The organism is Actinomadura rugatobispora (assembly GCF_042656285.1).
Classification (GTDB): domain Bacteria; phylum Actinomycetota; class Actinomycetes; order Streptosporangiales; family Streptosporangiaceae; genus Spirillospora; species Spirillospora rugatobispora.
In genome coordinates, this window is the sequence record NZ_JBHSON010000041.1 from 1 (window position 1) to 21,083 (window position 21,083).

21 protein-coding genes and 1 pseudogene are annotated in these 21,083 nt (G+C 71.5%); 9 read left to right on the plus strand and 13 right to left on the minus strand.

The window, feature by feature from the left end:
- A pseudogene (locus tag ACFPZN_RS26790) lies at positions 1-232 on the plus strand (cytochrome P450); the annotation flags it as partial.
- Here ACFPZN_RS26790 and ACFPZN_RS26795 read toward each other — a convergent pair.
- Positions 229-1,392 carry an acyl-CoA dehydrogenase family protein gene (locus ACFPZN_RS26795; RefSeq protein ID WP_378284960.1) on the minus strand — a complete coding sequence of 388 codons (1,164 nt, stop codon included), beginning with the start codon at positions 1,390-1,392 and terminating at the stop codon, positions 229-231. The pseudogene ACFPZN_RS26790 and the gene ACFPZN_RS26795 overlap by 4 nt on opposite strands.
- A gap of 132 nt (positions 1,393-1,524) precedes the next feature.
- On the opposite strand from ACFPZN_RS26795, the gene ACFPZN_RS26800 reads away from it, so the two are divergent.
- Positions 1,525-2,190 carry a TetR/AcrR family transcriptional regulator gene (locus tag ACFPZN_RS26800; RefSeq protein WP_378284961.1) on the plus strand — a complete coding sequence of 222 codons (666 nt, stop codon included), beginning with the start codon at positions 1,525-1,527 and terminating at the stop codon, positions 2,188-2,190.
- Between the two features lie 19 nt (positions 2,191-2,209).
- On the opposite strand, the gene ACFPZN_RS26805 is transcribed toward ACFPZN_RS26800, so the two are convergent.
- The 5 genes from ACFPZN_RS26805 to ACFPZN_RS26825 form a co-directional block, all read right to left on the minus strand.
- Complete coding sequence (locus tag ACFPZN_RS26805) at positions 2,210-2,641, minus strand: SMI1/KNR4 family protein (protein WP_378284962.1); 432 nt, start codon at positions 2,639-2,641, stop codon at positions 2,210-2,212.
- Positions 2,642-2,738: 97 nt separating this feature from the next.
- The gene (locus ACFPZN_RS26810) at positions 2,739-3,341 is read right to left on the minus strand and encodes a hypothetical protein (RefSeq protein ID WP_378284963.1); all 603 of its coding nucleotides are present in this window, start codon (positions 3,339-3,341) and stop codon (positions 2,739-2,741) included.
- A gap of 197 nt (positions 3,342-3,538) precedes the next feature.
- The gene (locus ACFPZN_RS26815; RefSeq protein WP_378284964.1) at positions 3,539-5,014 is read right to left on the minus strand and encodes an aldehyde dehydrogenase family protein; all 1,476 of its coding nucleotides are present in this window, start codon (positions 5,012-5,014) and stop codon (positions 3,539-3,541) included.
- Between the two features lie 126 nt (positions 5,015-5,140).
- A complete protein-coding gene (locus ACFPZN_RS26820) occupies positions 5,141-5,914 on the minus strand; it encodes an SDR family oxidoreductase (RefSeq protein ID WP_378284965.1) in 774 nt (257 codons plus the stop codon).
- Positions 5,911-6,696 (minus strand): SDR family oxidoreductase, encoded by a 786-nt coding sequence (locus ACFPZN_RS26825; RefSeq protein ID WP_378284966.1) that lies wholly within the window; start codon positions 6,694-6,696, stop codon positions 5,911-5,913. The genes ACFPZN_RS26820 and ACFPZN_RS26825 overlap by 4 nt, the downstream gene beginning before the upstream one ends.
- 364 nt (positions 6,697-7,060) lie before the next feature.
- Here ACFPZN_RS26825 and ACFPZN_RS26830 point away from each other — a divergent pair, with 364 nt between their 5' ends.
- Positions 7,061-7,825, plus strand: a complete 765-nt coding sequence (locus ACFPZN_RS26830) for a carboxymuconolactone decarboxylase family protein (RefSeq protein ID WP_378284967.1) — start codon at positions 7,061-7,063, stop codon at positions 7,823-7,825.
- Between the two features lie 85 nt (positions 7,826-7,910).
- Positions 7,911-8,594 carry a TetR/AcrR family transcriptional regulator gene (locus ACFPZN_RS26835; protein WP_378284968.1) on the plus strand — a complete coding sequence of 228 codons (684 nt, stop codon included), beginning with the start codon at positions 7,911-7,913 and terminating at the stop codon, positions 8,592-8,594.
- A 34-nt stretch (positions 8,595-8,628) separates the two neighbouring features.
- Here the strand turns inward: ACFPZN_RS26835 and ACFPZN_RS26840 are convergent, their stop codons facing one another.
- The 7 genes from ACFPZN_RS26840 to ACFPZN_RS26870 all read right to left on the minus strand — a co-directional run bounded on the left by ACFPZN_RS26840 (position 8,629) and on the right by ACFPZN_RS26870 (position 15,486).
- Positions 8,629-9,339 carry a TetR/AcrR family transcriptional regulator gene (locus ACFPZN_RS26840; RefSeq protein ID WP_378284969.1) on the minus strand — a complete coding sequence of 237 codons (711 nt, stop codon included), beginning with the start codon at positions 9,337-9,339 and terminating at the stop codon, positions 8,629-8,631.
- Between the two features lie 83 nt (positions 9,340-9,422).
- The gene (locus ACFPZN_RS26845) at positions 9,423-10,484 is read right to left on the minus strand and encodes a phosphotransferase (protein WP_378284970.1); all 1,062 of its coding nucleotides are present in this window, start codon (positions 10,482-10,484) and stop codon (positions 9,423-9,425) included.
- 68 nt (positions 10,485-10,552) lie between these two features.
- On the minus strand, positions 10,553-12,016 hold the full coding sequence (locus tag ACFPZN_RS26850; protein WP_378284971.1) for an MFS transporter: 1,464 nt from the start codon (positions 12,014-12,016) through the stop codon (positions 10,553-10,555).
- 116 nt (positions 12,017-12,132) lie between these two features.
- Entirely contained in the window at positions 12,133-12,357 is a 225-nt protein-coding gene (locus tag ACFPZN_RS26855; protein ID WP_378284972.1) for a ferredoxin, read from the minus strand.
- 47 nt (positions 12,358-12,404) lie between these two features.
- Positions 12,405-13,595 carry a cytochrome P450 gene (locus tag ACFPZN_RS26860; RefSeq protein ID WP_378284973.1) on the minus strand — a complete coding sequence of 397 codons (1,191 nt, stop codon included), beginning with the start codon at positions 13,593-13,595 and terminating at the stop codon, positions 12,405-12,407.
- Positions 13,596-13,640: 45 nt separating this feature from the next.
- On the minus strand, positions 13,641-14,477 hold the full coding sequence (locus ACFPZN_RS26865; protein WP_378284974.1) for a mycofactocin-coupled SDR family oxidoreductase: 837 nt from the start codon (positions 14,475-14,477) through the stop codon (positions 13,641-13,643).
- Positions 14,478-14,880: 403 nt separating this feature from the next.
- Positions 14,881-15,486 carry a TetR/AcrR family transcriptional regulator gene (locus ACFPZN_RS26870; protein WP_378284975.1) on the minus strand — a complete coding sequence of 202 codons (606 nt, stop codon included), beginning with the start codon at positions 15,484-15,486 and terminating at the stop codon, positions 14,881-14,883.
- 245 nt (positions 15,487-15,731) lie between these two features.
- Here ACFPZN_RS26870 and ACFPZN_RS26875 point away from each other — a divergent pair, with 245 nt between their 5' ends.
- The 5 genes from ACFPZN_RS26875 (at position 15,732) to ACFPZN_RS26895 (ending at position 20,979) form a co-directional block, all read left to right on the plus strand.
- Positions 15,732-18,059 carry a xanthine dehydrogenase family protein molybdopterin-binding subunit gene (locus ACFPZN_RS26875; RefSeq protein WP_378284976.1) on the plus strand — a complete coding sequence of 776 codons (2,328 nt, stop codon included), beginning with the start codon at positions 15,732-15,734 and terminating at the stop codon, positions 18,057-18,059.
- Positions 18,056-18,931: an FAD binding domain-containing protein gene (locus ACFPZN_RS26880; RefSeq protein WP_378284977.1), complete on the plus strand. Its 876-nt coding sequence runs from the start codon at positions 18,056-18,058 to the stop codon at positions 18,929-18,931. Before ACFPZN_RS26875 ends, ACFPZN_RS26880 begins: the two co-directional genes overlap by 4 nt.
- Positions 18,924-19,409, plus strand: coding sequence for a (2Fe-2S)-binding protein (locus ACFPZN_RS26885; protein ID WP_378284978.1), 486 nt, complete (start codon positions 18,924-18,926; stop codon positions 19,407-19,409). The genes ACFPZN_RS26880 and ACFPZN_RS26885 overlap by 8 nt, the downstream gene beginning before the upstream one ends.
- A 46-nt stretch (positions 19,410-19,455) precedes the next feature.
- Positions 19,456-20,190 (plus strand): SRPBCC family protein, encoded by a 735-nt coding sequence (locus ACFPZN_RS26890; RefSeq protein WP_378284979.1) that lies wholly within the window; start codon positions 19,456-19,458, stop codon positions 20,188-20,190.
- A 177-nt stretch (positions 20,191-20,367) separates the two neighbouring features.
- Positions 20,368-20,979, plus strand: a complete 612-nt coding sequence (locus ACFPZN_RS26895) for a hypothetical protein (RefSeq protein ID WP_378284980.1) — start codon at positions 20,368-20,370, stop codon at positions 20,977-20,979.
- Positions 20,980-21,083 lie beyond the last annotated feature (104 nt).

Below are 21,083 nucleotides of genomic sequence, written 5' to 3' on the forward strand. Positions count from 1 at the left end.
CAACCGGGCCCATCTGTCCTTCGGGCAGGGCGAGCACGGGTGTCCCTTCCCGGTGCCCGAGCTCGCCGAGATCATCGCCAGGACCTCGGTCGAGGTGCTCCTGGACCGCCTGCCCGACATCGAACTGTCGGTCAAACCCGACGAGCTGGAATGGGTCCCCTCGTTCTGGGTCCGCCGCCTGGCCGCCCTTCCCGTCCGCTTCACCCCGGCCGGCTTCCGCCCGGACGCCTAGCCGCGGAGCAGGTGCCGGGCCATGACCAGCCGCTGGATCTGGTTGGTGCCCTCGTAGATCTGGGTGATCTTGGCGTCGCGCATCATGCGCTCGACCGGGAAGTCGCGGGTGTAGCCGGCGCCGCCGAGCGCCTGGACGGCGTCGGTGGTCACCTGCATGGCGACGTCGGAGGCGTAGCATTTGGCGGCGGCGCCGAAGAAGGGCAGGTCGTCGTCGCCGCGCTCGGACTTCGCGGCGGCCACGTAGACCATCTGGCGGGCCGTCTCGACCGCCGTGGCCATGTCGGCCAGCATGAACTGGAGCCCCTGGAACTCGGCGATGGCCTTGCCGAACTGCTTGCGCTCCCTGACGTAGTCCAGGGCGATGTCCAGCGCCCCCTGCGCGATGCCGACGGCCTGGGCGCCGATGGTGACCCGGGTGTGGTCCAGCGTGCGCAGCGCGATCTTGAGTCCCTCGCCGGGGGAGCCGACCATCCGGTCGCCCGGGACGCGGACGTTGTCGAAGTGCAGCTCGCGGGTCGGTGAGCCCTTGATGCCGAGCTTGCGTTCGGGAGCGCCGAAGGTGAACCCGGGGTCGCTCTTCTCCACGACGAACGCGCTGACGTTCGAGCCGCGCCTGCCGTCGGGGTCGGTGACGGCGAGCACGGTGTAGTACTCGGAGACCCCGGCGTTGGTGATCCACGCCTTGTGCCCGGACAGGATCCAGTCGTCGCCGTCGGGGACCGCCCGGCATTTCATGGAGGCGGTGTCGGACCCGGCCTCGCGCTCGGACAGCCCGTAGGAGAACCCCGCCTCGCCCCGGGCCAGCGGCGGGAGGTACCTGGCCTTCACCTCCTCGGACGCGGCCAGGATCAGCGGCATGCTGCCGAGCTTGTTCACCGCGGGGATGAGCGAGGACGACGCGCACGCGCGGGCGACCTCCTCGATGACGATGCACGTCGCCAGGGCGTCCGCCCCCACCCCGCCGTACTCCTCGGGGACGTGCGGCGCGTGGAAGTCCGCGGCGATCAGGGCGTCGTGGGCGGCCTGGGGGTACACCGCCTGCTCGTCGACCTCCGCGGCATGCGGGGCGATCTTGTCCTGGGCCACCGCGCGGACGGCGTCCCGGACGGCCTCGTGGTCGTCGGAGATGCGGAACAGATCGAAGCCGGTGGCGGGCATGGGCGTCCTTCGGGGTCGGGGAGGGCGGTGTGGTACTAGATACCTAGTAGACGGTACTCAGTCCCTTCGAGGGAGGCAACCCTCGGACGCCGCCGCGGATAAGGTCGCAGCGGCACAGGTGAGGAGCACGGGATGCCAGAGCGAACCGCCAAGGACCGCCTGATCGAGGCGGCGTTCGCGCTGTTCGAGGAGCGCGGCTACGAGGGCACCACGATCGACGACATCACCGAGCGGGCCGGGGTGGGCCGCACGACCTTCTTCCGTGCGTTCCGCTCCAAGGAAGACGTGATCTTCCCCGATCACGAGGCGCTGCTGGCCACCATCCGCTCCCGTCTCGCCGGTTCCACCCAGCGGACCGCGCTCGTCGCGGTCTGCGAGGCGGCCCGGCTCGTCCTCCTGCACTACCTCGGCGAGGGGGAGACGGCCATCGCCCGGTACCGCCTCACCCGGACCGTCCCCGCCCTGCGGGACCGCGAGATCGCCGGCACCCAGCAGTACCAGCGGGTGTTCCGCGAGTTCATCCACACCTGGATGGGCGGTGGCGAGGAGAGCGCCCTGCAGGCCGAGCTCATGGCCGCCGCGGTGGTGACCGCGCACAACCACGTGCTGCGCCGCTGGCTGCGCGGCCTGACCGGGAGCCCCGAGGAGGAGCTGGACGCGGCCTTGGACCACACGGTCGAACTCTTCACCGATGCCGCCGCGGCCGGCGGCGCGGGTTCGATCGTCGTGTTCCGTACGACCAAGAACCTCAACGCGGTGCTGCCCGTCCTGCGCAGCGTCCTCGGCGAACCGGGCTAGCCGGGCGCAGGCGCCCGGGTCACAGCTGGATGTGCCCGGTGAGCCAGGATTCGACGAAGTGCTCCAGGGACTGGGCGACGCAGCGGCGGTTGTCGGTGCGGTGGTCCCAGACGAAGATGTCCGGCCTGCCTTCGGGGACGAGCGCGTAGGCGAACAGGTTGCCGTCGCCGGGAGCGTCGGAGAAGAACAGCAGCTGGTCGAAGGCCATGTAGAGCCTTTTCAGGGCGGGGTAGGTGCGCATTTCCAGGTTGCCCTGGAGGAGCTGTTCGGCGGAGAAGACCAGGTTGTAACCGTTGGCGTCGACCACGCCGTCGGTCTCACCGAGGAGTTTGACCAGGTCGTCGGGAAGCAGGTGCCCCAGTGTCTCCTCGGTCCGGTACAGGGCCTCTTCCGTGGCCGGGGAGGCGAAGCGGGCCTGGGAGGTGTGTTGTTCGATCAGCTCGCGCCACATTCGCGAATCATGACGAAAACGGGCCCGCGCCGTCCAGTCGCCCGATCGGCACGCCCGGATCCTCCTGCGGCCATCACCGTGCCGGTGCCCCACGCCCTTACAGAAGGATCTCGTCGGGCGACGGCGCGGCCAGGTCGCCGAGGTCGATTCCGAACTCCCAGCAGTACAGGCTGTATGTTCTCACCCCGGTGCGCCTGGCGTGCGCACGGTGCAGTGTCGCGTGCTCGCGCGTCTGCCACAGCCGGTCGTCCCCGGTGAGCCAGGCGTCGAAGCGCAACTGCTTGATCCCCTCACTCCGCACGTGCTCGTGGACGCCCTTGAGCAGCGGGTCGGTGGCCGCCGGGTCCGGCCGGACGCGCAGCGAGTACCGTCGGAGCCGCTGCCCCGCCAGCTTCTCGGAGCCGACGCGTACGGGCTCGGACAGGTGCCGTATCGAGGCCACGGTCTCCGAGCGCTCGCTCCTCCAGTTCGTCTGGCCGCCGGTGGCCCGCGTCCAGCGCTTTCCGCTCTGGAGCCGATCTTGTGGCGACAGCTCGGTGAACATGTCCGGTCCCGCGTGGAGAAGGTGCACGGCGTCCGCTCCCGTGCCGAAGCGCAGCAGGCGCAGATGCCGTTCGAAGTCCCAGACCCCCTCACCCCTGTGGTCCCCGCCGATGCCGTGGAACGCATCGGCCACCACGGCGACGCGGGCGGTCCTCACCGCCTCCACCTCATCGGCTATGTGCTCGATCGGCACATCATGGGACCGCAAACCGGTGTCCGTCCGCCACCCGCCCACGCACGCCTCCCCGCCGGTCCTTCCTGCCCACGTCCAGTGGAACGGTGGCAGGCCGGGCGCGGCCCGGACGGGTGATCTTGGTGGATGGCCTGTGGTGGCCAGGCCGCGGGACCGTCCGGTCAGGCGCTGATGTAGACGTTCTTGGTCTGGAGGAACTCGTAGAGGCCCTCCTTGCCGCCTTCCCGTCCGAAGCCGCTCTGCTTGTAGCCGCCGAACGGGGCGCCGGGGGGCTGCCCGGAGACGCCGTTGACGAGCACGGTGCCGGATTGGAACCGGGGCACGAGGCGGTGCACCCGTGCGACGTCGCGGGTCTGGAGGTAGGTGCCGAGGCCATAGGGGGTCGAGTCGGCCAGTTCCACCGCCTCCTCCTCACTGTCGAACGGGGTGATCGACAGCACCGGGCCGAAGATCTCCTGCTGCGCGGCCTCGCTCCGCGGGTCCACGTCGGCCAGGACCGTCGGCTCGATGAAGTAGCCGTCACGGATGTCGGGCGCCAGGGCCGACCGCTCGACGCCGCGGCCCCCGGCGACGACGCGGCCGTCCCCGCCCGCGCGGTCGATCATGCCGAGGATGCGGTCGTAGGCGGCCTGGTCGACGACGGGGCCGACGATCGTGCGCTGGTCGAACGGATCGCCCACCCGCAGTCCGGCGACGCCCTGCGCGGTGGCCTCCACCACCTGGTCGTACACCTGGCGATGCACCAGCATCCGGGTGGCGAGGTTGCAGCCCTGCCCGGCCAGGGTGGTGCAGGACCCGATCGTCAGGGCGATGGCCTGGCCGAGGTCGGCGTCCGGGAAGACCACGTTCGCCGCCTTGCCGCCCAGTTCCAGGACGACCGGTTTCAGGGTGTGCCGGGCGGCCTCCAGGATCTTCTTGGCGGTGGGGATGCCGCCGGTGAAGGAGATCTTGGCGACGTCCGGGTGGCGGACCAGCCTGTCGCCCGCTTCGGGCCCGCCCGGCAGGACGTGCAGGACGCCCGGGGGCAGGCCCGCCTCCAGGGCGATCTCGGCGAACCGGGCGACGGTGTACGGCGACTGCTCGGGGGCCTTGACGACCACGCAGTTGCCCGCGGCCAGCGCGGGCGCGATCTTCATGCCGACCGACACGATCGGCCCGTTCCAGGTCAGGATGATGCCGACCACGCCGTACGGTTCCGGGACGGTGTAGTCGAAGCCCTGCCCCATCAGCGGGCTGGGCGGGATCGTCGCGCCCTCGAGCTTGTCCGCCCAACCGGCGTAGTACCCGAACCATCCCGCGCAGAGGTTCGCCAGCGCCGCCGACACGGTGGCGGGGACGCCGAGTTCGAGCGTGGTGAGGCGGCCGAGCTCGGGCACCCGGGCCTCCATCAGCTCCTCCACCCGCTGCAGGATGCGCCGGCGCTTGTCCGGTGACATGGCCCGCCACTCGGGGAATGCCTTCCTGGCGGCGGCGACGGCCGCGTCCACTTCGTCCGGGCCGCTCAGCACGACGGTGCCGTTGACGCGGGCCGTCGCGGGGTTGATGTGGTCCATCGTGCCTGCGGACGCCCGGTCGAGCCGGCTGCCGTCGATGAGCGGTCCGGTGACGCCCAGGTCGTGTGAGATGGGTGGGGACACGGTCATTCCTGGTACCGCCTTGTCTCCTGTTCGGGGAAGGCGGGGCCGCCGCCCCGCCGTCATTTCTCTTCCGGGGGCCTGAACGCCCCCTTGGCCGGACTGGACGCCGCCGCGGCGGCGTCGCCTTCACAGGCGCATGACCCAGCCGCCGTCGACGCTGATCGTCTGGCCGTTGATCCACTCCCCGGCCGGGGAGGCCAGCAGGAGCAGCGTGCCCAGCAGGTCCTCGGCGGGCGCCTGCTTCTTGCCCGGAATGGCCGCGGCCAGGGCGGCACGGGCGGGGTGGTCGGCCGGCAGGCTCCGCATGCCCGGCTCGTTCTCGACCAGGCCGGGGGCGATGGCGTTGACGTTGATGCCCAGCGGGCCCAGCGAGCGGGCGAGGCCGGCGGTGACGCTGACCAGGGCGAGCTTGCTGATCCCGTAGATGCCGCCGGCCATGAACGCCCCGGCGGACACCTGGTTGATGATCCGTCCGCCGCCGCGCTCGGCCATCGGCGCCCTGACCGCCTTCGAGCACTGGACGGCGCCCAGGACGTTCACCCGCATCACGCGGTCGAACCATTCCGGCGGGAGGTCGAGCAGGTCGACCTGGGGGATCTCGGCCATGACGGCGGCGTTGTTGACCAGGATGTCGACACCGCCGTGCGCGGCGACCGCGGCTTCGGCCATCGCCGCCGCCGACGCTGGGTCGGTGATGTCGACGCGCACGCCGGTGGCCTGGAAGCCGTCGGCCGCCAGGGCCGCGGCGGCCCGTTCGGCGCCGTCGCCGTCGAGGTCGGCCAGTGCCACCGCGGCGCCGGCCTCGGCCAGCGCGCGGCCGTAGACCTGGCCGATGGCTCCGGCGCCGCCCGTGACGATGGCGACCTTCCCGTCGAGGCGGAGACGATCGAGTGTGCTCATGGCGCTTCCTTGAGGAGGTGGGACAGGTAGGCGTCGACGTCGGCTCCGTGCGCGCGGAGTTCGCCGGCGGCCTCCGGGGCGGTGAGGATGAGGAAACGGTCCGCGGCGACGCCGTCGGCGACGATCTCGCCGACGGTCTCGGCGTCGAGAACGGGGAAGCTCGGCCCTCGCGGCGGCGCCGGCTCCCCGTGGAAGGTGATCTGCTCGACGATGTTGGTGGCGACCCCGGCCGGGCACAGGCAGGAGACGCCGATGCCGCGCGGCCGCAGGTACAGCGCGAGCGCCTCGGACAGCCCGACCACCGCGTGCTTCGTCGCCGTGTAGGGCAGCCGGTCGTACCCGTAGGGCAGCAGCCCCGCGGTCGAGGCGGTGTTGACCACGTGGCCCGATCCCCGCTCCAGCAGCAGCGGCAGGAACACCAGGTTGCTGCGGACGATGCCGAGCAGGTTGACGTCGACGACGCGCTGCCAGGTCTCGAGGGGGATGGCCTCGACGGGGCCGACGGCGAGGACGCCGACGTTGTTCATCACCAGGTCGACGCGGCCGAACCGGTCGAGTGCCAGATCGCGCACCGCCTCGAGGTCGCCGAGGCTGGTGACGTCGCAGGTCGCGGCGGTGCCGCGGCCGGCGAGCCCGGCGGCGACGCGCGCCGCGCGGTCGCCGTCGATGTCGGTGACCACGACGCGCGCCCCGCGCCGGGCGAAGGCGTGCGCGGCGGCGCGCCCGATGCCGCTGCCCGCGCCCGTGATGACCGCGACGGCGTTGTCCAGATCGATGCTCATGGGACGCTCACCTTTCCAACGGGGGCGGACAGGCCGGTCGAGACCTGCCGGGTGCGCGAGAGCGGGATTACCGGCGGCGAGAATGTGGCTACCGTCAACGACTGGCATCAAAACATGCGGCCATCGTGAAGTCAATCGCCTTAGTTTGATGGCGGTCGCATAGGGCGAGGCGGAGGAATCGCCGGGTGCGGAGGAGTGGGTGTGGACCGAATTTCACCAGGTGAACGCGGTCAAACGGCTCGCTGCCGGTGCCTGCCGCGCGTGGAACTCGGCGGATCGGCTGCCACAGTCCCCTTGTCCTAGAGAGTCAAGCGACTTAGAGTCTGCCACTCGAAGGCAGGCCGGGGCGTCAGAGGAGAAGCGCATGGGCAACGCAGCCGCCGAGCGGACCTATCGCGAGGTCATGACCCGTGAGGCGCCGGCACCGGCCACGCCGTTCGAGGCGGCGACCCGCGACTTCGTCTTCGGCGAGGTGTGGCCGCGCCCCGGGCTGAGCCGGCGTGACCGCCGCTGGGTCACGCTCACCTGCGTCGGCGCGGCGGACGCGCCCGAGCCGATCGACGAGCACGTGTACGCGGCGCTCAACAGCGGGGACATGGAGCTGGAGGCGATGCTGGAGTTCGTGCTCCACTTCGCCGTCTACTGCGGCTGGCCGAAGGCGTCGCACATCGAGGGCGTGATCCGCCGGCAGTGGGCCCGGATCCGGCAGGAGCGCGGCGAGGAGGCCGGGCCGCTGCCGGTGCTCGACAACGCCGCGCTCGGCCTCAATGACTGGGACGAACGGATCAGGCGCGGAGCGGAGGAGTTCGTCGACGTCAACCTCATCCAGGCGCCCAGGGGCGAGACGCCGTACACCCACGCCGGCATCCTCAACTTCGTCTTCGGGCACGTCTGGCAGCGGCCCGGGCTCACCCGCCGCGAGCGCCGCATCATCACCGTGGCGTGCGTCGCCATCGACGACTCGCCCATGCCGCTGCGGTCGCACGTCGGTGCCGCGCTGAACTCCGGCGACATCTCCAAGGAGGAGATGGACGAGATCGTGCTCCAGTTCGCCGCCTACTACGGCTTCGCCAAGGGGGAGGCGCTGGGGGGCACCGCCGACGCGATCTGGGCCGAGCGGGACCGCTGAGCGTTCGTTCTGACAGTGCGGCCGGGAAGGGACGCCAGGCAGCCGACCTTCAAGTCATTTGACTTACATGCGGACGGTTGGTTACATGACCGCCATGTCAATGCTGGCGCCCTCGACCAAGGCGCAGATAGTCCTCGCCGCCGAGCGCCTCTTCGCCCGGCACGGGATCGAGGGCGTGTCGCTCCGCCAGATCGGCGCCGAGGCGGGGAACGGCAACAAGTCCGCCGTCCAGTACCACTTCGGCACGAAGGACCGCCTGCTCCAGGCGATCTTCGAGCACCGGCTGCCCGGCGTCTACGGGCGGCGCCGGATCCTCATCGCCCAGTACCGCCCCGCCGACCTCCAGGCGTGGGTCAAGTGCTATGTGCTCCCCATCCTGGAGCAGGGCGAGCAGGAGGGCAGCCACTACCTGACCTTCGTCAACATGCTGCGGCACCACGGCCGCCGGGACGTGTTCGAACGCCTTCCCGAGGAGTTCCAGGCATCGACGCGCGAGTTCTACGAGCGGGTCGGGGCGCTGCTCCCGCACATTCCCGAGCCCCTGCGGGCGCACCGCGTCAGCCAGGCGGTGGCCTTCAGCGTCGACGCCGCGTCGCACCGCGAGCACGCCCAAGTGAACGGGCAGCCGGTGCTGCCCTTCGCCGTGCACGTCGCCGATCTCCTCGACGGCCTCGTGGGGTTCCTCCAGGCCCCCGTGTCACCGGTCGCCCGCGCCGTCCTCGACGACGCCTCGCTCGAGAAGACCTGGGCGCCGTCGCCGGTCCTGTGACCGCGAACCGCGACGGCGCCCAGGCCGGCCGCGCTCAGTGCCGTCCCGGCCCGACCTCGGCTCCGGGGGACGAGGGCGCGCTCCGGACACCGTTGAAGGCGGCCCGGCAGAACACCCACAGGCGCTCGATGGTGTCGTCGAGGCTCTCGCGGGCGGTGGTGAAGGCGTAGCGGTGGTAGACCGACATCACCAGCTTCATCACCAGCCATGAGTCGGCGGCCGGATCGGCCGGGGAGAGCAGGCCCAGCGCGGCGGCCTCGTGCAGCTCCCGCTCGATCAGGTCCGCGAAGGGCTGGTTGATCCGCGCCATCTCGTCGGGGAAGAGCTGGTGGAGCCGCCAGTGCTCGGCGGTGACGAACCGCGGCCCGATATCGGGGGGCCGGCCGTGCGGGGCGTCGGCGTCCTGGCGGTGCAGTGACTCCAGCGTGCTGGTGATGAGGAAGCGCAGGCGGGCGACGGGGTCGGGCAACCGGCGGGCGGCGGCTCCGGTGCGAGCGGCCTCGGCGAGGATCTCCTCTTCGAGGACGGCGAGCAGGAGCCGGTCCTTGTCGGCGAAGTACCGGTAGAAGGTCCGCAGCGTGATTCCGGCCTCGTTCACCAGCTCCTGGATGGTGAACGAGGACCCCTTGGCACGGGTCAGCCGGCGCGCGGCCTCGACGATCTCCCGCGCCTGCCGGATGCCGCGCGTCCGCGACCGCTGGACGGAGGGGGACCGTTCCACGGCCCGGTCGGCCAGGGCCGCCACGGAGTTCCCGGCCCCCGGACTCGCGTCCTCCGACTGGGACGGCCCGCTCGCTCCTTCCGGACGGCGCGGTCGCGGACCGCCTCTCACGGCGCGACCGATGTGAACGACTCGTGCTCGCTGGCCGCGATCCCGAGGCGCCGCAGGAGCGCGCTCGTTATCTCGGGGGCGACCTTCTGCGTGACCCCCCACAGGTAGAAGCCGTAGAGGATGCCGCGGCGGAAGCCCAGCCGGACCTCGTCCCAGGACGGGGGTTCGACCCCGTTGGCGCGAAGGCTGTCGAGGTAGTGGCGCAGGAGGTCCTTCTCGGTCCGCCGCCGGTCCTCCACGGTGAGGGTGGAGACGATGTGGTAGCCGACGTCCAGGTACCAGGGGCCGCGCTGCACCAGCTGCCAGTCCACGAGCGAGGGGCGTCCGGCGCCGTCGAGGTAGAGGTTGCCGACGTGGGCGTCCCCGTGAATCACCGACCACGGCGACGCGGTGAGCGTCTGCTCGGCGAGCGCCCGGTACGCCGCGTACAGCCGTTCCGCGTCGCGGACCTCGTCCGGCACGCCCGCGCCGATCTCGCTCTCGAAGTTGGCGCGGATGTCCTTGACGCCGCGGTGCACGGCGATGGCGCCGAGCCGCGGCGCCAGCCACTCGGCCGCGGCCACCGTGGCATCGCCCCAGGTCGCGGCGTGCAGCTTGGCGAACTCCCCGAGGCTCTGGGCCGTCTGCTCCGGGGTGTAGTCGCTGAGGGCGTCGAGGAACCGGCCGCCCTGGGCGACGACGTCCTCGGTGATGACCACGCCGTGCCGGGTCTCCGGGTCGATGTCGGCGTACACGCTGGGCAGGGTCCGCACGCCGCTGGTGGCCGCCAGGTGGCGGTAGAAGGACACCTCGGGGATCCCGGTGCCGCGGGCGTCCCACACGCCGATGTCGGAGAAGTAGCCCTTGCCGCACAGGTCCGGCGACAGCCCGCCGGGGAGGCCCTCCGCCGACTCGATGTGGAACCGGACGTTGGTCGAAACGCGGTTCACCACGGGCCCGGGGGTGACGCCGGTGATCCGGATTCCGGGAAAGCGCGGGGCGAGCGCCGAGTTGAGCCATTCCGGCGACATCAGTTCCGTCGTCGTGCTGGGCACCGGAACGGTGGCTTGGTGCGGCATTCTCTGTCCTTTGATCCTTTGAACGCTGATGTGCGGCGGTCGCCAGGGGGTGCCTGGGGAAGGGGTGGTCAGGCGGCCGCCTGCTCGGTGCCGAGACCGGGCGTGGGCGCCTGCTGCACGGGTGCCCGCCGGGTACCGCCGATGAGCAGCGCCAGCACCAGGCTCACCGCCGAGCAGGCGACCATGAACAGGCAGGCGCCCGTCAGCGCCTTCTCGGTCGGCAGGTGCGTGCCCGGCACGGTCGAGACGGTCAGGATCACCGCGGTGATCGACAGGCCGGTGGCCACCGCGACGTTCAGCGTCACCCGGTTCATCCCGGTCGCCGCGGCGGTCTGCTCGGACGGCACCACCTCGACGATCAGGTTCGCCAGCGCGCTGTAGGCGAAGGCCGAGCCCACGGCCAGGAGCCCGGTGCAGAGGATGGTGCCCGGCAGGCTCTTCGCCATGAAGATCCACATCCCTGCCCCGGCGATGTAGAGGACGCCCGCGACCACCAGCGCCCAGCGGGCGCCGGCCAGCTCGGCGATCCGCCCGCTCACCGCGGCCCCGCCGTACCCGATCGTGGAGGCGATCACCATCACCACCCCGGCGGTGGTGGCCGACAGCCCCTGCCCGATGGGCGAGGCGTCGGGCAGTTGCAGGACCATCGGCGTCAGGAGCGCGGCCGCGCCCATCGGCCCGGCGCCGACCAGGACCGTCGCCAGGGTGGTCAGCGCCACCTTGCGGTCGGTGAACTGCCGGACGTCCACGATGGGCTCGCGGACCCGCAGCTCCCACCAGACCCACAGGGCGAGCGCCACCAGCCCGACCGCGATCGCCGCGAGCACCCGCGCGTCGCTCCAGCCCCACTCCTCGGCCCGGGAGACGCCGAACAGCACGCCGCCGGTCGCCGGGACCAGCAGCACGGCGCCGACGATGTCGACCGGCGGCCGGGGCCTGATCCCGGGCGTGCGCGGCAGGCCGATGAGCGCGGTCAGCGACGCGGCGGCGCCCATCGCGGTCGCCACGATGAAGAGCAGGCGCCAGCCGCTGTGGTCGATCAGCACCCCGGCGAGCAGGGCCCCGGCGCCGGTGCAGATCGGGACGATGCCGCCCAGGAGAGCGACCGCCAGCGGCACCCGCCGCTCCGGCAGCAGCTCGCGGACCAGGCCGAACGACAGCGGGAGCGCGCCGGCGGCCAGGCCCTGGACACCGCGGCCGACCGTGATCATCCACAGGTCGTTGGCCAGCACGCTGACCAGCGAGCCGCAGGCCGCGCCGGCCAGGATGACCACCAGGACGTTCCGGCGGCCGAAGATGTCGCCGAGGCGCCCGGCCGTGGCGGCCGAGGAGGCGCCCACCAGCAGGTAGGCGGTGGTGGTCCAGCCGGCCGCCGCCGCGTCGGCTTCGAAGACCTTCATGAAGTTCGGGATGGCCGCGATCGCCATCGCGGTCTCGAAGACCGCGAAGACCTCGATCACGATGAGGGCGATCAGGATCCGCGTGTGCGAACGTCCACCTGGTGGAACGGTCCTGTCCTGGGGGATGGTCATGGGCTTCTCCGGGCACTGGGGTGGGGTGGGGTGGTCGGCCGGAGCGAGCGGCCGCTCGCCGCGCCCCGGGGCGTGCGGCCCCGGTGGCGGCGCGGCGAGTCCGGGAGGGAGGGCCGCTACGGGAAGACTCGTTCTCCGGTGCCGGCGTCGGTGATGGTGATGGCTTCGACCGGGCACGACTCGGCGGCGTCCCGCACCGCCTCGGACGCCGGCAGCGTCTCGGCCGTCGCGCATCCCTTCCCGTTCTCGTCCAGGTCCAGCGCGTCGGGGGCGGTGGCCGCGCACAGACCCGTGCCGACACAGATATGCCGGTCGAAGGCGACCGTCCAGCGGTCGGTCATCGGTGACCTCCTGAGATCGTTCCTGCCGGGGGCGCGTCGTCCCGGGTTCACCCGATGACGAGCGGCAGCGTCTTCCAGCCGCGGACGGTGGAGGTCTGCGCCAGCTCGGCGGCGTCCCAGTCCACGTCCCAGTCCGGGAAGTTCTTGAGGATCTCCTCCGCCGCGACGCGGCCCTCCAGCCGGGCGAGCGCCGCGCCCAGGCAGTAGTGGGCGCCGACACCGAAGGTCATGTGCTGGGAGACCCGGCGGATGTCGAAGGTGTCGGGGTCGGGGAAGCGCCCGGGGTCGCGGTTCGCGGCGGCGGCGATGAACAGCATGGCGCTGCCGGCCGGGACGGTCTGGCCGTGCAGTTCCACGTCCTTGTTCACGTAGCGGGCCGTGAAGGGGCTGGTCGGCTCGAAGCGCAGGATCTCCTCGATGGCGTTGGGGATGAGGGACGGGTCGGCCGCGAGCTCGCGGCGCTGCTCGGGGTAGCGGGCCATCAGCGCGCCGAACCACCCGATGAGACGTCCCGTCGTCTCGTTCCCCGCGCCGGCGATCACCGAGCAGTAGGTGAGGACCTCGTCGTCGGTGAGCGTGCGGGTGACCCCGTTCTCGTCCTCGAACTCGGCGTTCATCAACTCCGTCATGAGGTCGTCGGAGGGGTTCTGCTTGCGCCACTCGAGGTAGGTCCGGTACGCCTCGGTGTTGAGGATCTCGCCCTCTTTCGGGTTCATCTTCCCGCGGCCCTCGGTGCTCAGCACGGCGTCCACCCTGTCGCGGATGGCCGGCTGGTCGGGCTCGGGGATGCCGAGGAGCATGCCGATGACGCGCATGGGCATCTCGGCGCCCACGGCCTCGATGAGGTCGAACCGGCCGCTTCCGATCACCGGTTCCAGGGTCCGCCGGCAGTACGCCCGGATCTGCGGTTCGAGCATGGCGATCCGGCGCGGGGTGAAGACGCGTGCGAGGAGACGGCGGTGGATGTCGTGGACAGGCGGGTCCTCCATGATGAGGGTGCCCGAGGGCCACTCGATCCCCGACTGGACCAGTTCGAGGATGTCGCCGCGGACGGAGGTGTAGGTCCGCCAGTCCGCGAGGCCACGCTGGCAATCCTCGAAACGCGTGAGCGCGTAGAAGTCGTGTTCCTCGTTGCGGTACAGCGGAGTTTCCTCGCGCATCCGCCGGAAGATGGGGTAGGGGTTGAGCACGAGCGAGGGGTCGTAGGGGTCCCAGTTCAGCTCGGCGACGGTACTCATGAACTCGCCTCCTGGTGGCGGGGGTCGGTGGGCGTTGGCGGCGGCCTACTTGAGGAGGGCTCCGGCGTCGATCGGAAGGGTCACGCCGGTGAGGAAGCGGCCCTCGTCCGAGGCCAGGTACAGGATCGCGTTGCTGATGTCGAGCGGCTCCACCCACGGGGTGGGCAGGATGTGCATGCCCTGCGACACCGCCGCGAAGTCGTCGATGGTCGGGTTCTCCAGGTCCGGCCGGAACATGCGGTACGTGCCCTCGTGCATCACCATCGGCGTGTTCACCTGGCTGGGGTGCACCGTGTTGACCCGGATGTTGTACTGGCCCAGTTCCACCGCCAGGGTCCGCATCAGGCCGACCACGCCGTGCTTGGCGGCGATGTAGTGGCCGATGTGGGCGTGGCCCTTGATCCCCCCGACGGAGCTGGTCAGGATGATCGACCCGCCGCGGCCGCCCTCGAGGATGTGCGGCGTCGACACCCTGGTGGTGATCCACACGCCGGTCAGGTTGACGTCGATCATGTCGCGCCAGGTCTTCTCGGTCATCTTGTGGAGCACGGTGCCGTCGCTGCCGAGACCGGCGTTGGCCACCACGATGTCCAGGCGCCCGAGCTCGGTCACGCCCTCGTCGACCGCGGCCTTGAGCGCGTCGTAGTCGCGCACGTCCGCCTGCACGGCGACGATGCGGCGGCCCAGCGCCTTCACCTGGGCGACCGTCTCGTCCAGGTCCTCGGGGGTCGACATCGGGAAGGTCACGCCGTCGAGCTGCTTGCAGACGTCCACGGCGATGATGTCGGCGCCCTCCTCGGCCAGCCGCACCGCGTGGCTGCGCCCCTGGCCGCGCGCCGCGCCGGTGATGAAGGCGACCTTGCCTTCGACTCGTCCAGGCATGGGGAACCTCGTTTCCTGAGTGGGACCGGACGTCGACGGGGGGCGTCGCGCCGGTCGGAGAGGGACGGTCGGGGGAGGGGGATCGGCTCGCGAGGAGCCGCTGACCCGATGGCGGGCGGGCGCCGGCGTGCCGGCCCGCCGCGATGCTGAACAACTGTGTAACATGAGGCCGCGGGCAGGGTCAACCATGGTTCGAGCACGGATCGCGCTCTCTTCACGGGTGGAGTCGTGCTGGGAAGCCGCCCTGCGGCGCCCTGGGAAACGTGGGCCTGTGCATGCCCGGCTCAGCCGGCCGGCAGCCCGCCGCCGGTCGCCGGCCGCACCTCACTCGGTGTTGACGAATCCGGGTGCGGCGAGAGGAATTCCGCCGCACCCGGAGACCGCGAGACCTCCTGGAACCGGGTTACTTCGCTTCCTTGGGCGGTGCGGGCGGGCCGTCGATCTGGAGCACGGACCGCTCGATCAGGTCGAGGGTCTCGGCGTGGCCGGTGGTCAGCCCCATGGCCTGCTCCATGACGAAGATCCGGGAGATGGCCGAGATCACGACCAGGACGGCGAGCGGGTGCAGTTCGCCGGTGTCGATGCCGCGCTCTTTCAGGTACCCGTCGAGGGACTCGATCTGGGCGTTGCGGAACCGTTCGGCGTAACTGGCCAGTTCCTGGCGGATCACCTTGCGGTGATTGGAGAGGGCCGTGAACTCCATCATCAGCGTCGCGCCGGCGGGATGGCTGCTGTACTTCCACAGGGCCCGCAGGGGCTGGTCGGATTCCAGGGCGCGCGACTGCATCGCGAACTCCTGCTCGGCGCGCCGCCGGAGCACGGCGAGAAAGAGCTCGTCCAGTGACGGGAAGTAGTAGTTGACCAGCGCCGGCGTGACGTCGGCCTCCCGGGCCACGCGCCGGATCCCGACGGCGGCGTAGCCCTCGTCGAGCATCAGCCGTTCGGCGGTGTCCAGGAGGAGGAAGCGCGTCTTGGAGGTCTCGGTGCCCCTACGGCGAGGTGAGGTCATGCCTCACATTGTCCTTGACGGTTCGCCCGGGGCGATGCTACACAGTCGTTCAGCATTCGGTGCCGGCGGGACGGACCCCCGCCGGTCGCCCCTGGACTGCCGGGCGCTTCTCGCCCGCCGGGCGACCGGTGGGGGCGGAGGCGTCCCAGGTGAACGGAGGATCTGTTTGTGACACGGATCACGCTCGTCTCTCGCGGTGATCGGCCGGCGGGGATGATCGGGGACGTCGGGGCGGCGGTGGGCCGGTGAGCGGCCCGCAGGCGGGCGCCGCCCGCTACGCCGGCGCGCGCGTCCCCCGGGTGGAGGACCCGCGGCTGCTGACCGGACACGGCGGCTTCGTCGACGACGTCGTGCGCCCGGGCATGCTGCACGCGCATTTCGTCCGCAGCCCGATGGCACGGGCCCGCATCGCCGGCATCGACGCCTCCGAGGCGCTGGCCCTGCGCGGCGTCCACGCCGTCTTCACGGCGCAGGACCTGAACCCGGACGTGCGTGATCCCTGGTACTCGCTGGTCGGCCGCGATGTCGCGGACACGCCGCGGCCCCCGCTGGCCGAGGGCGAGGCGCGGTTCGTGGGAGACCCGGTGGCGCTGGTGGTCGCCGACGACCGCTACGTCGCCGAGGACGCGGCCGAACTGGTCTACGTCGACTACGAGCCGCTGCCGCCGGTCGTCGACTACGCCACCGCCCAGCAGGCCGGGGAGCTCGTGCACGCCGGGCATCCCGGCAACCTCGTCGGCGAGCTCGCCGGACGCCCGGCGGCCGGCCTCGCGGAGGTCTTCGACCAGGCGGCCCACGTGGCGCGGGAGACGATCCACCAGCAGGCGTACGCGGCCGTGCCCATGGAGACCCGCGGGCTGATCGTGGAGTGGTCGCCGCCCACCGGCGAGATGACGATCTGGGCGTCCACCCAGGTGCCGCACGAGATGCGCCTGTTCTGCAGCAGGCTGCTGGGGCTGGACGAGCACCGCATCCGGGTCGTGATGCGCGACACGGGCGGCGGGTTCGGGCAGAAGGCCCTCCCTCAGCGCGAGGACATGTGCGTCATGCTGGCCGCGCGAAAAGTCCCTGCCCCGCTGAAGTGGATCGAGGACCGCCAGGAGAACCTCATCTCGGCCGGACAGGGCCGCCACGAGCACGCCGACGCCCGGATCGCGTTCGACGCCGACGGCCGGATCCTTGCCGCCGCGATCGACCACGTGCAGGACGCGGGCGCCTACCCGGTGCCCTGGCCGGTGCAGACGACCGCCGTCGTCGGGCTGCTCTTCCCTGGGCCCTACCGGGTTCCCCAGGCCACGTTCTCCTGCAGGTCGGTCTTCTCCAACACCACCGGCCGCACGGCCTACCGCGGCCCGTGGCAGTTCGAGTCGCTGGCGCGCGAAGTGCTCCTGGACATCGCGGCGCGCGAGATGGGGATGGACCCGGTCGAACTGCGCCGCCGCAACCTGCTGCGCCGGGACGAACTGCCGGTGGCGAACCCCAACGGCATGCCCTACAGCGACATCACGCCGCTGGAGACCTTCGAGCAGGCGCTCAAGATGCTGGACTACGGGGCCTTCCGGCGCGAGCAGGAGCGGGCGCGCGCCGCCGGCCGCCACATCGGGGTCGGCACGTGCACCTACGTCGAGCCGACCACGAGCGGGATGGGCTTCCACGCCACCGAGGGCGCGACGATCCGGATCGAGCCCTCGGGCAAGGTCAACGTGTACGTGGCGGGCGGATCGACCGGCAACAGCCTCGAGACGACCGTCGTCCAGCTCGCCGCCGACGCGCTCGGAGCCGACATCGCCGACGTCAACACCATCCAGGGGGACACGGCGATCACCCCGTTCGGCGGCGGCACCGGCGGCAGCCGCTCCGGTTCGATGACCGCGGGCGCCATCGCCGAGACCGCGTCGGTCCTGCGGGAGCGCATGGTGGCGATCGCCGCGCACCGCCTGGAGGCCGCCGCCGGGGACATCGAGCTGGCAGGCGGGCGCGCCCATGTGCGCGGCACGCCCGACATCGGGCTGTCCTTCCCCGAGATCGCCGCCATCGCCTACTTCCAGCCCGAGAAGCTGCCGCCCGGCGTGCCGGCGGGCCTGGAGGCCAGCGGCCGCTACCGTGCGCGCAGCCCGATGATCTGGGCGAACGCGACGCACGTGTGCACCTGCGAGGTGGACGTCGTGACGGGCGAGGTGAGACTGCTGCGCTACATCGTCAGTGAGGACTGCGGCCCGATGATCAACCCGGACGTGGTGGAGGGCCAGATCGCCGGCGGCACCGTGCAGGGGATCGGCGGCGCGCTCTACGAGCACTTCGACTACGACGAGGACGGCAACCCGCTCACCACCACCTTCATGGACTACCTGCTGCCGACCACCACCGAGGTGCCCACCATCGAGTACGGCCACATCGAGACCCCGGGGCCGGGGCAGGGGGGCTACAAGGGCGTCGGCGAGGGCGGCGCGATCGGCTCGCCGCCCGCCGTGGTGAACGCGGTCGCCGACGCGCTCGCGCCGCTCGGCGTCAAGATCACCCGACTGCCGCTGTCGCCCGCGTTCCTCTCCGACCTGGTGAGCGAGGCGCGATGAAACCGGCACCTTTCGACTATCACGCGCCCGCGACGATCGAGGAGGCGGTCGGCCTGCTCGCCGAACTGGGCGAGGACGCCAAGGCGATCGCCGGAGGGCAGAGCCTGGCCCCCATGCTCGCCCTGCGGCTGGCGGCCTTCGACCACCTCGTCGACCTGCGCCGGGTCGCGGGACTGCGGGGCATCGAGCGGCGCGACGGGTCCCTGTGGATCGGGGCCGGCACGACCCAGGCCGCGATCGAACGGTCCGCGGAGGTCGCCGAGGCCGTTCCGCTGCTGGCCCGCGCGACCCCTCTGATCGGCCACTTCCAGATCCGCAACCGCGGCACCATCGGCGGCTCGATCGCCCACGCCGACGCCGCCGCCGAATACCCCGCGGTGGCCCTGGCCCTCGACGCGCGACTGGAGGCGTGCTCGCCCCGGGGGCGCCGGACCATTCCCGCCACCGGCTTCTTCACCGGCCTGTGGAGCACCGACCTGGCGGACGACGAACTGCTGACCGGGATCACCTTCCCGGTCGCCGGCGGCCGCCGCGGGTTCGCCGTCGAGGAGTACGCCCGCCGGCACGGCGACTTCGCCATGGCCGGCGCCGCCGTCGCGATCGAGCTCGACGACGGCGCCCGGATCCGGCGGTGCGGCATCGGACTGTTCGGCCTCGGACCGGCGGCGCTGCGCGCCACGGCCGCGGAGTCGGCGGCGACCGGATCCGCGGCCGCCGACGCGTCGCCCGGCGAGGTCGGGCGGGCCGCCATGGCGGAGCTCGATTCGGTCCCGTCCGACCTGCACGGGTCCGCCGCCTACCGCAGGCGGGTGGGCGCGGAGATGGTGGCGCGTGCCTGGCAGAAGGCCCTTCAGGAGGCGAGCGATGGCTGAGATCGACATCGAGATGAAGGTCAACGGCAGGGTGCGGCGCGCGAGCGTGCAGCCCCGCCTCACCCTCGCCGACTTCCTCCGGGAGCGCTGCCGGCTGACGGGCACGCACCTGGGCTGCGAGCACGGGGTCTGCGGCGCGTGCACGGTCCTGGTGGACGGCGAGGCCGTCCGCGCCTGCCTGGTGTTCGCGGTGCAGGCCGACGGCGCGGACGTCACGACCGTCGAGGGCATCGCGTCGCCGGACGGCGAGCTCTCGCCGGTGCAGGCCGCCTTCCGCGAACACCACGGACTCCAGTGCGGATTCTGCACCCCGGGCTTCATCGTCTCCGCCACGGCGTTCCTGCGCGACAACCCCGATCCCACCGACGACCAGATCCGGGAGGGCCTGTCGGGCAACCTGTGCCGCTGCACCGGTTACCAGGGAATCCTCAAGGCCGTCCGGGCGGCGGCGGACGCGTCCACCGCCGGCGAGGCGTGAACCCCCGTTCCCGGCGCCGACATCACCGACATCAAGAAGGATCCGGATGAAGCTGGAGAACAGCCTCAGCATTCCCGTGCCGGCGCCCGAGGCGTGGAAGGTTCTGCTCGACATCGAGCGGATCGCCCCCTGCGTGCCCGGGGCGACCCTGACCGCCCGCGACGGCGACCGCTACACCGGCAAGATCAAGGTCAAGCTCGGCCCGATCGGCCTGACCTACAACGGCACCGTCACCTTCGTCTCCCAGGACGAGGACGCCGGGGTCGCGGTCCTGGAGGCCACCGGCCGCGAGACCCGCGGCAACGGCACCGCGAAGGCCGTCATCACCTGCCGGCTCGTGGAGTCCGCCGGGGCGACCGACGTCCTGGTGGAGACCGATCTCGCCATCACCGGCAAACCCGCCCAGTTCGGCCGCGGCGCCCTGGCGGAGGTGGCGGGCACGCTCATCGGCCAGTTCGCCGCCAACCTCGCCGAGGTGATCTCCGCGGGCTCCGCGGACGGCGGCACCGAGCCGGACCGGGCGGACGCCCCCGGCCTGCCGGCGACCGGGGACGGCCGCGTGGAGTCCTCCACGCTCACGGCCGGAGCCGCCCCCGCCTCCCGTGCGTCGGCCGAACCGATCGACCTTCTCGGCGCCGCGGGCGGCGGGATCATCAAGCGCGTCGGCCCCGTGGCCGCGGCGACCGCCGTGCTGCTGCTCCTCCTCGCGCTCCGCCGCCGCCTCGGCCACCGGGCCGGCTCCACCGGCGAGCATTTCCCCGAAAAGAATCGATCATGGTGATCATGATAAAACCCGCTCGCCGGCTCATCATGCGATGACAAGGAATGCGGCCATTATCGATTCCCGGCGACCCGCCTCTTGTCGAGCCGATGGCACCTGCTTAATCTCTCGGTCATGGCGGCCTGCCGAAAAGCCTTCGGCCCCGCCCCGGCAAGACGGACGCCTCCGGAGGCGAACATGGCCCACATCAGAAGAATACTGGCGGCCGCCCTGACGATCGCTCTGGTCGTCGGCCTGTCCGCCGTTCCCGCCCGCGCCCTGGACGGCAACTGGGACGTCGTTCCGGGCGGCGAGGTCGTGCTTTACGGCAACAGTCTCCAGGTCACCAACAACGGCGCCACGATCATTATCCAGCAGCCCTTCGTCGAAGGCGACCTTTTCGACGATCAGCCGATCGGCGGAGTCCCGGATCCGGGGCTCGACCGTGTGGGCTATCTGAACTACCTGACCTGTAACGGCGCCCAAGGTCCTCTCGGGCTGACGCTCAACGTGGAGATGCTCAGCGCCTGGAAGGTCTACGCCGACTCCCAGTCCGGTGGCATCGTCGACATCAGGATCACCGATTTCGGGCTACGGTTCTCCGGCCCCGGGTGCGTTTGGCGCGTCACCGGGACGCTGCACGGGACCTACAACAACTTCACGGATACCCTGACGATCGACGAGCCGGAGGACAGCGGGAGCCTCGTCATCTCGAACGCGACCTGCTTCCCCTTCCAGAACGGCCAGTCCCCGGGGATCTCGGGGAGCTTCCAGATCGATCCCTCCACCACGATCAACCGCCGTATCTGACGCCGGGCCGCGCGGACCGGACCAGGCCGGGGCCCTTCGCGGCCCCGGCCTGTCGGCCGCGCCGCGGGCGTCGACGGCGCCCGGTTTCGGTCATGCTGCTTTTG

Coding starts and splice junctions, on each gene's coding strand:
- ACFPZN_RS26795 (WP_378284960.1), bottom strand. CDS start 1,392: ATGCCCGCCACCGGCTTCGATCTGTTCCGCATCTCCGACGACCACGAG.
- ACFPZN_RS26800 (WP_378284961.1), top strand. CDS start 1,525: ATGCCAGAGCGAACCGCCAAGGACCGCCTGATCGAGGCGGCGTTCGCG.
- ACFPZN_RS26805 (WP_378284962.1), bottom strand. CDS start 2,641: ATGTGGCGCGAGCTGATCGAACAACACACCTCCCAGGCCCGCTTCGCC.
- ACFPZN_RS26820 (WP_378284965.1), bottom strand. CDS start 5,914: ATGAGCACACTCGATCGTCTCCGCCTCGACGGGAAGGTCGCCATCGTC.
- ACFPZN_RS26825 (WP_378284966.1), bottom strand. CDS start 6,696: ATGAGCATCGATCTGGACAACGCCGTCGCGGTCATCACGGGCGCGGGC.
- ACFPZN_RS26830 (WP_378284967.1), top strand. CDS start 7,061: ATGGGCAACGCAGCCGCCGAGCGGACCTATCGCGAGGTCATGACCCGT.
- ACFPZN_RS26835 (WP_378284968.1), top strand. CDS start 7,911: ATGACCGCCATGTCAATGCTGGCGCCCTCGACCAAGGCGCAGATAGTC.
- ACFPZN_RS26845 (WP_378284970.1), bottom strand. CDS start 10,484: ATGCCGCACCAAGCCACCGTTCCGGTGCCCAGCACGACGACGGAACTG.
- ACFPZN_RS26850 (WP_378284971.1), bottom strand. CDS start 12,016: ATGACCATCCCCCAGGACAGGACCGTTCCACCAGGTGGACGTTCGCAC.
- ACFPZN_RS26855 (WP_378284972.1), bottom strand. CDS start 12,357: ATGACCGACCGCTGGACGGTCGCCTTCGACCGGCATATCTGTGTCGGC.
- ACFPZN_RS26860 (WP_378284973.1), bottom strand. CDS start 13,595: ATGAGTACCGTCGCCGAGCTGAACTGGGACCCCTACGACCCCTCGCTC.
- ACFPZN_RS26865 (WP_378284974.1), bottom strand. CDS start 14,477: ATGCCTGGACGAGTCGAAGGCAAGGTCGCCTTCATCACCGGCGCGGCG.
- ACFPZN_RS26870 (WP_378284975.1), bottom strand. CDS start 15,486: ATGACCTCACCTCGCCGTAGGGGCACCGAGACCTCCAAGACGCGCTTC.
- ACFPZN_RS26880 (WP_378284977.1), top strand. CDS start 18,056: ATGAAACCGGCACCTTTCGACTATCACGCGCCCGCGACGATCGAGGAG.
- ACFPZN_RS26885 (WP_378284978.1), top strand. CDS start 18,924: ATGGCTGAGATCGACATCGAGATGAAGGTCAACGGCAGGGTGCGGCGC.
- ACFPZN_RS26890 (WP_378284979.1), top strand. CDS start 19,456: ATGAAGCTGGAGAACAGCCTCAGCATTCCCGTGCCGGCGCCCGAGGCG.
- ACFPZN_RS26895 (WP_378284980.1), top strand. CDS start 20,368: ATGGCCCACATCAGAAGAATACTGGCGGCCGCCCTGACGATCGCTCTG.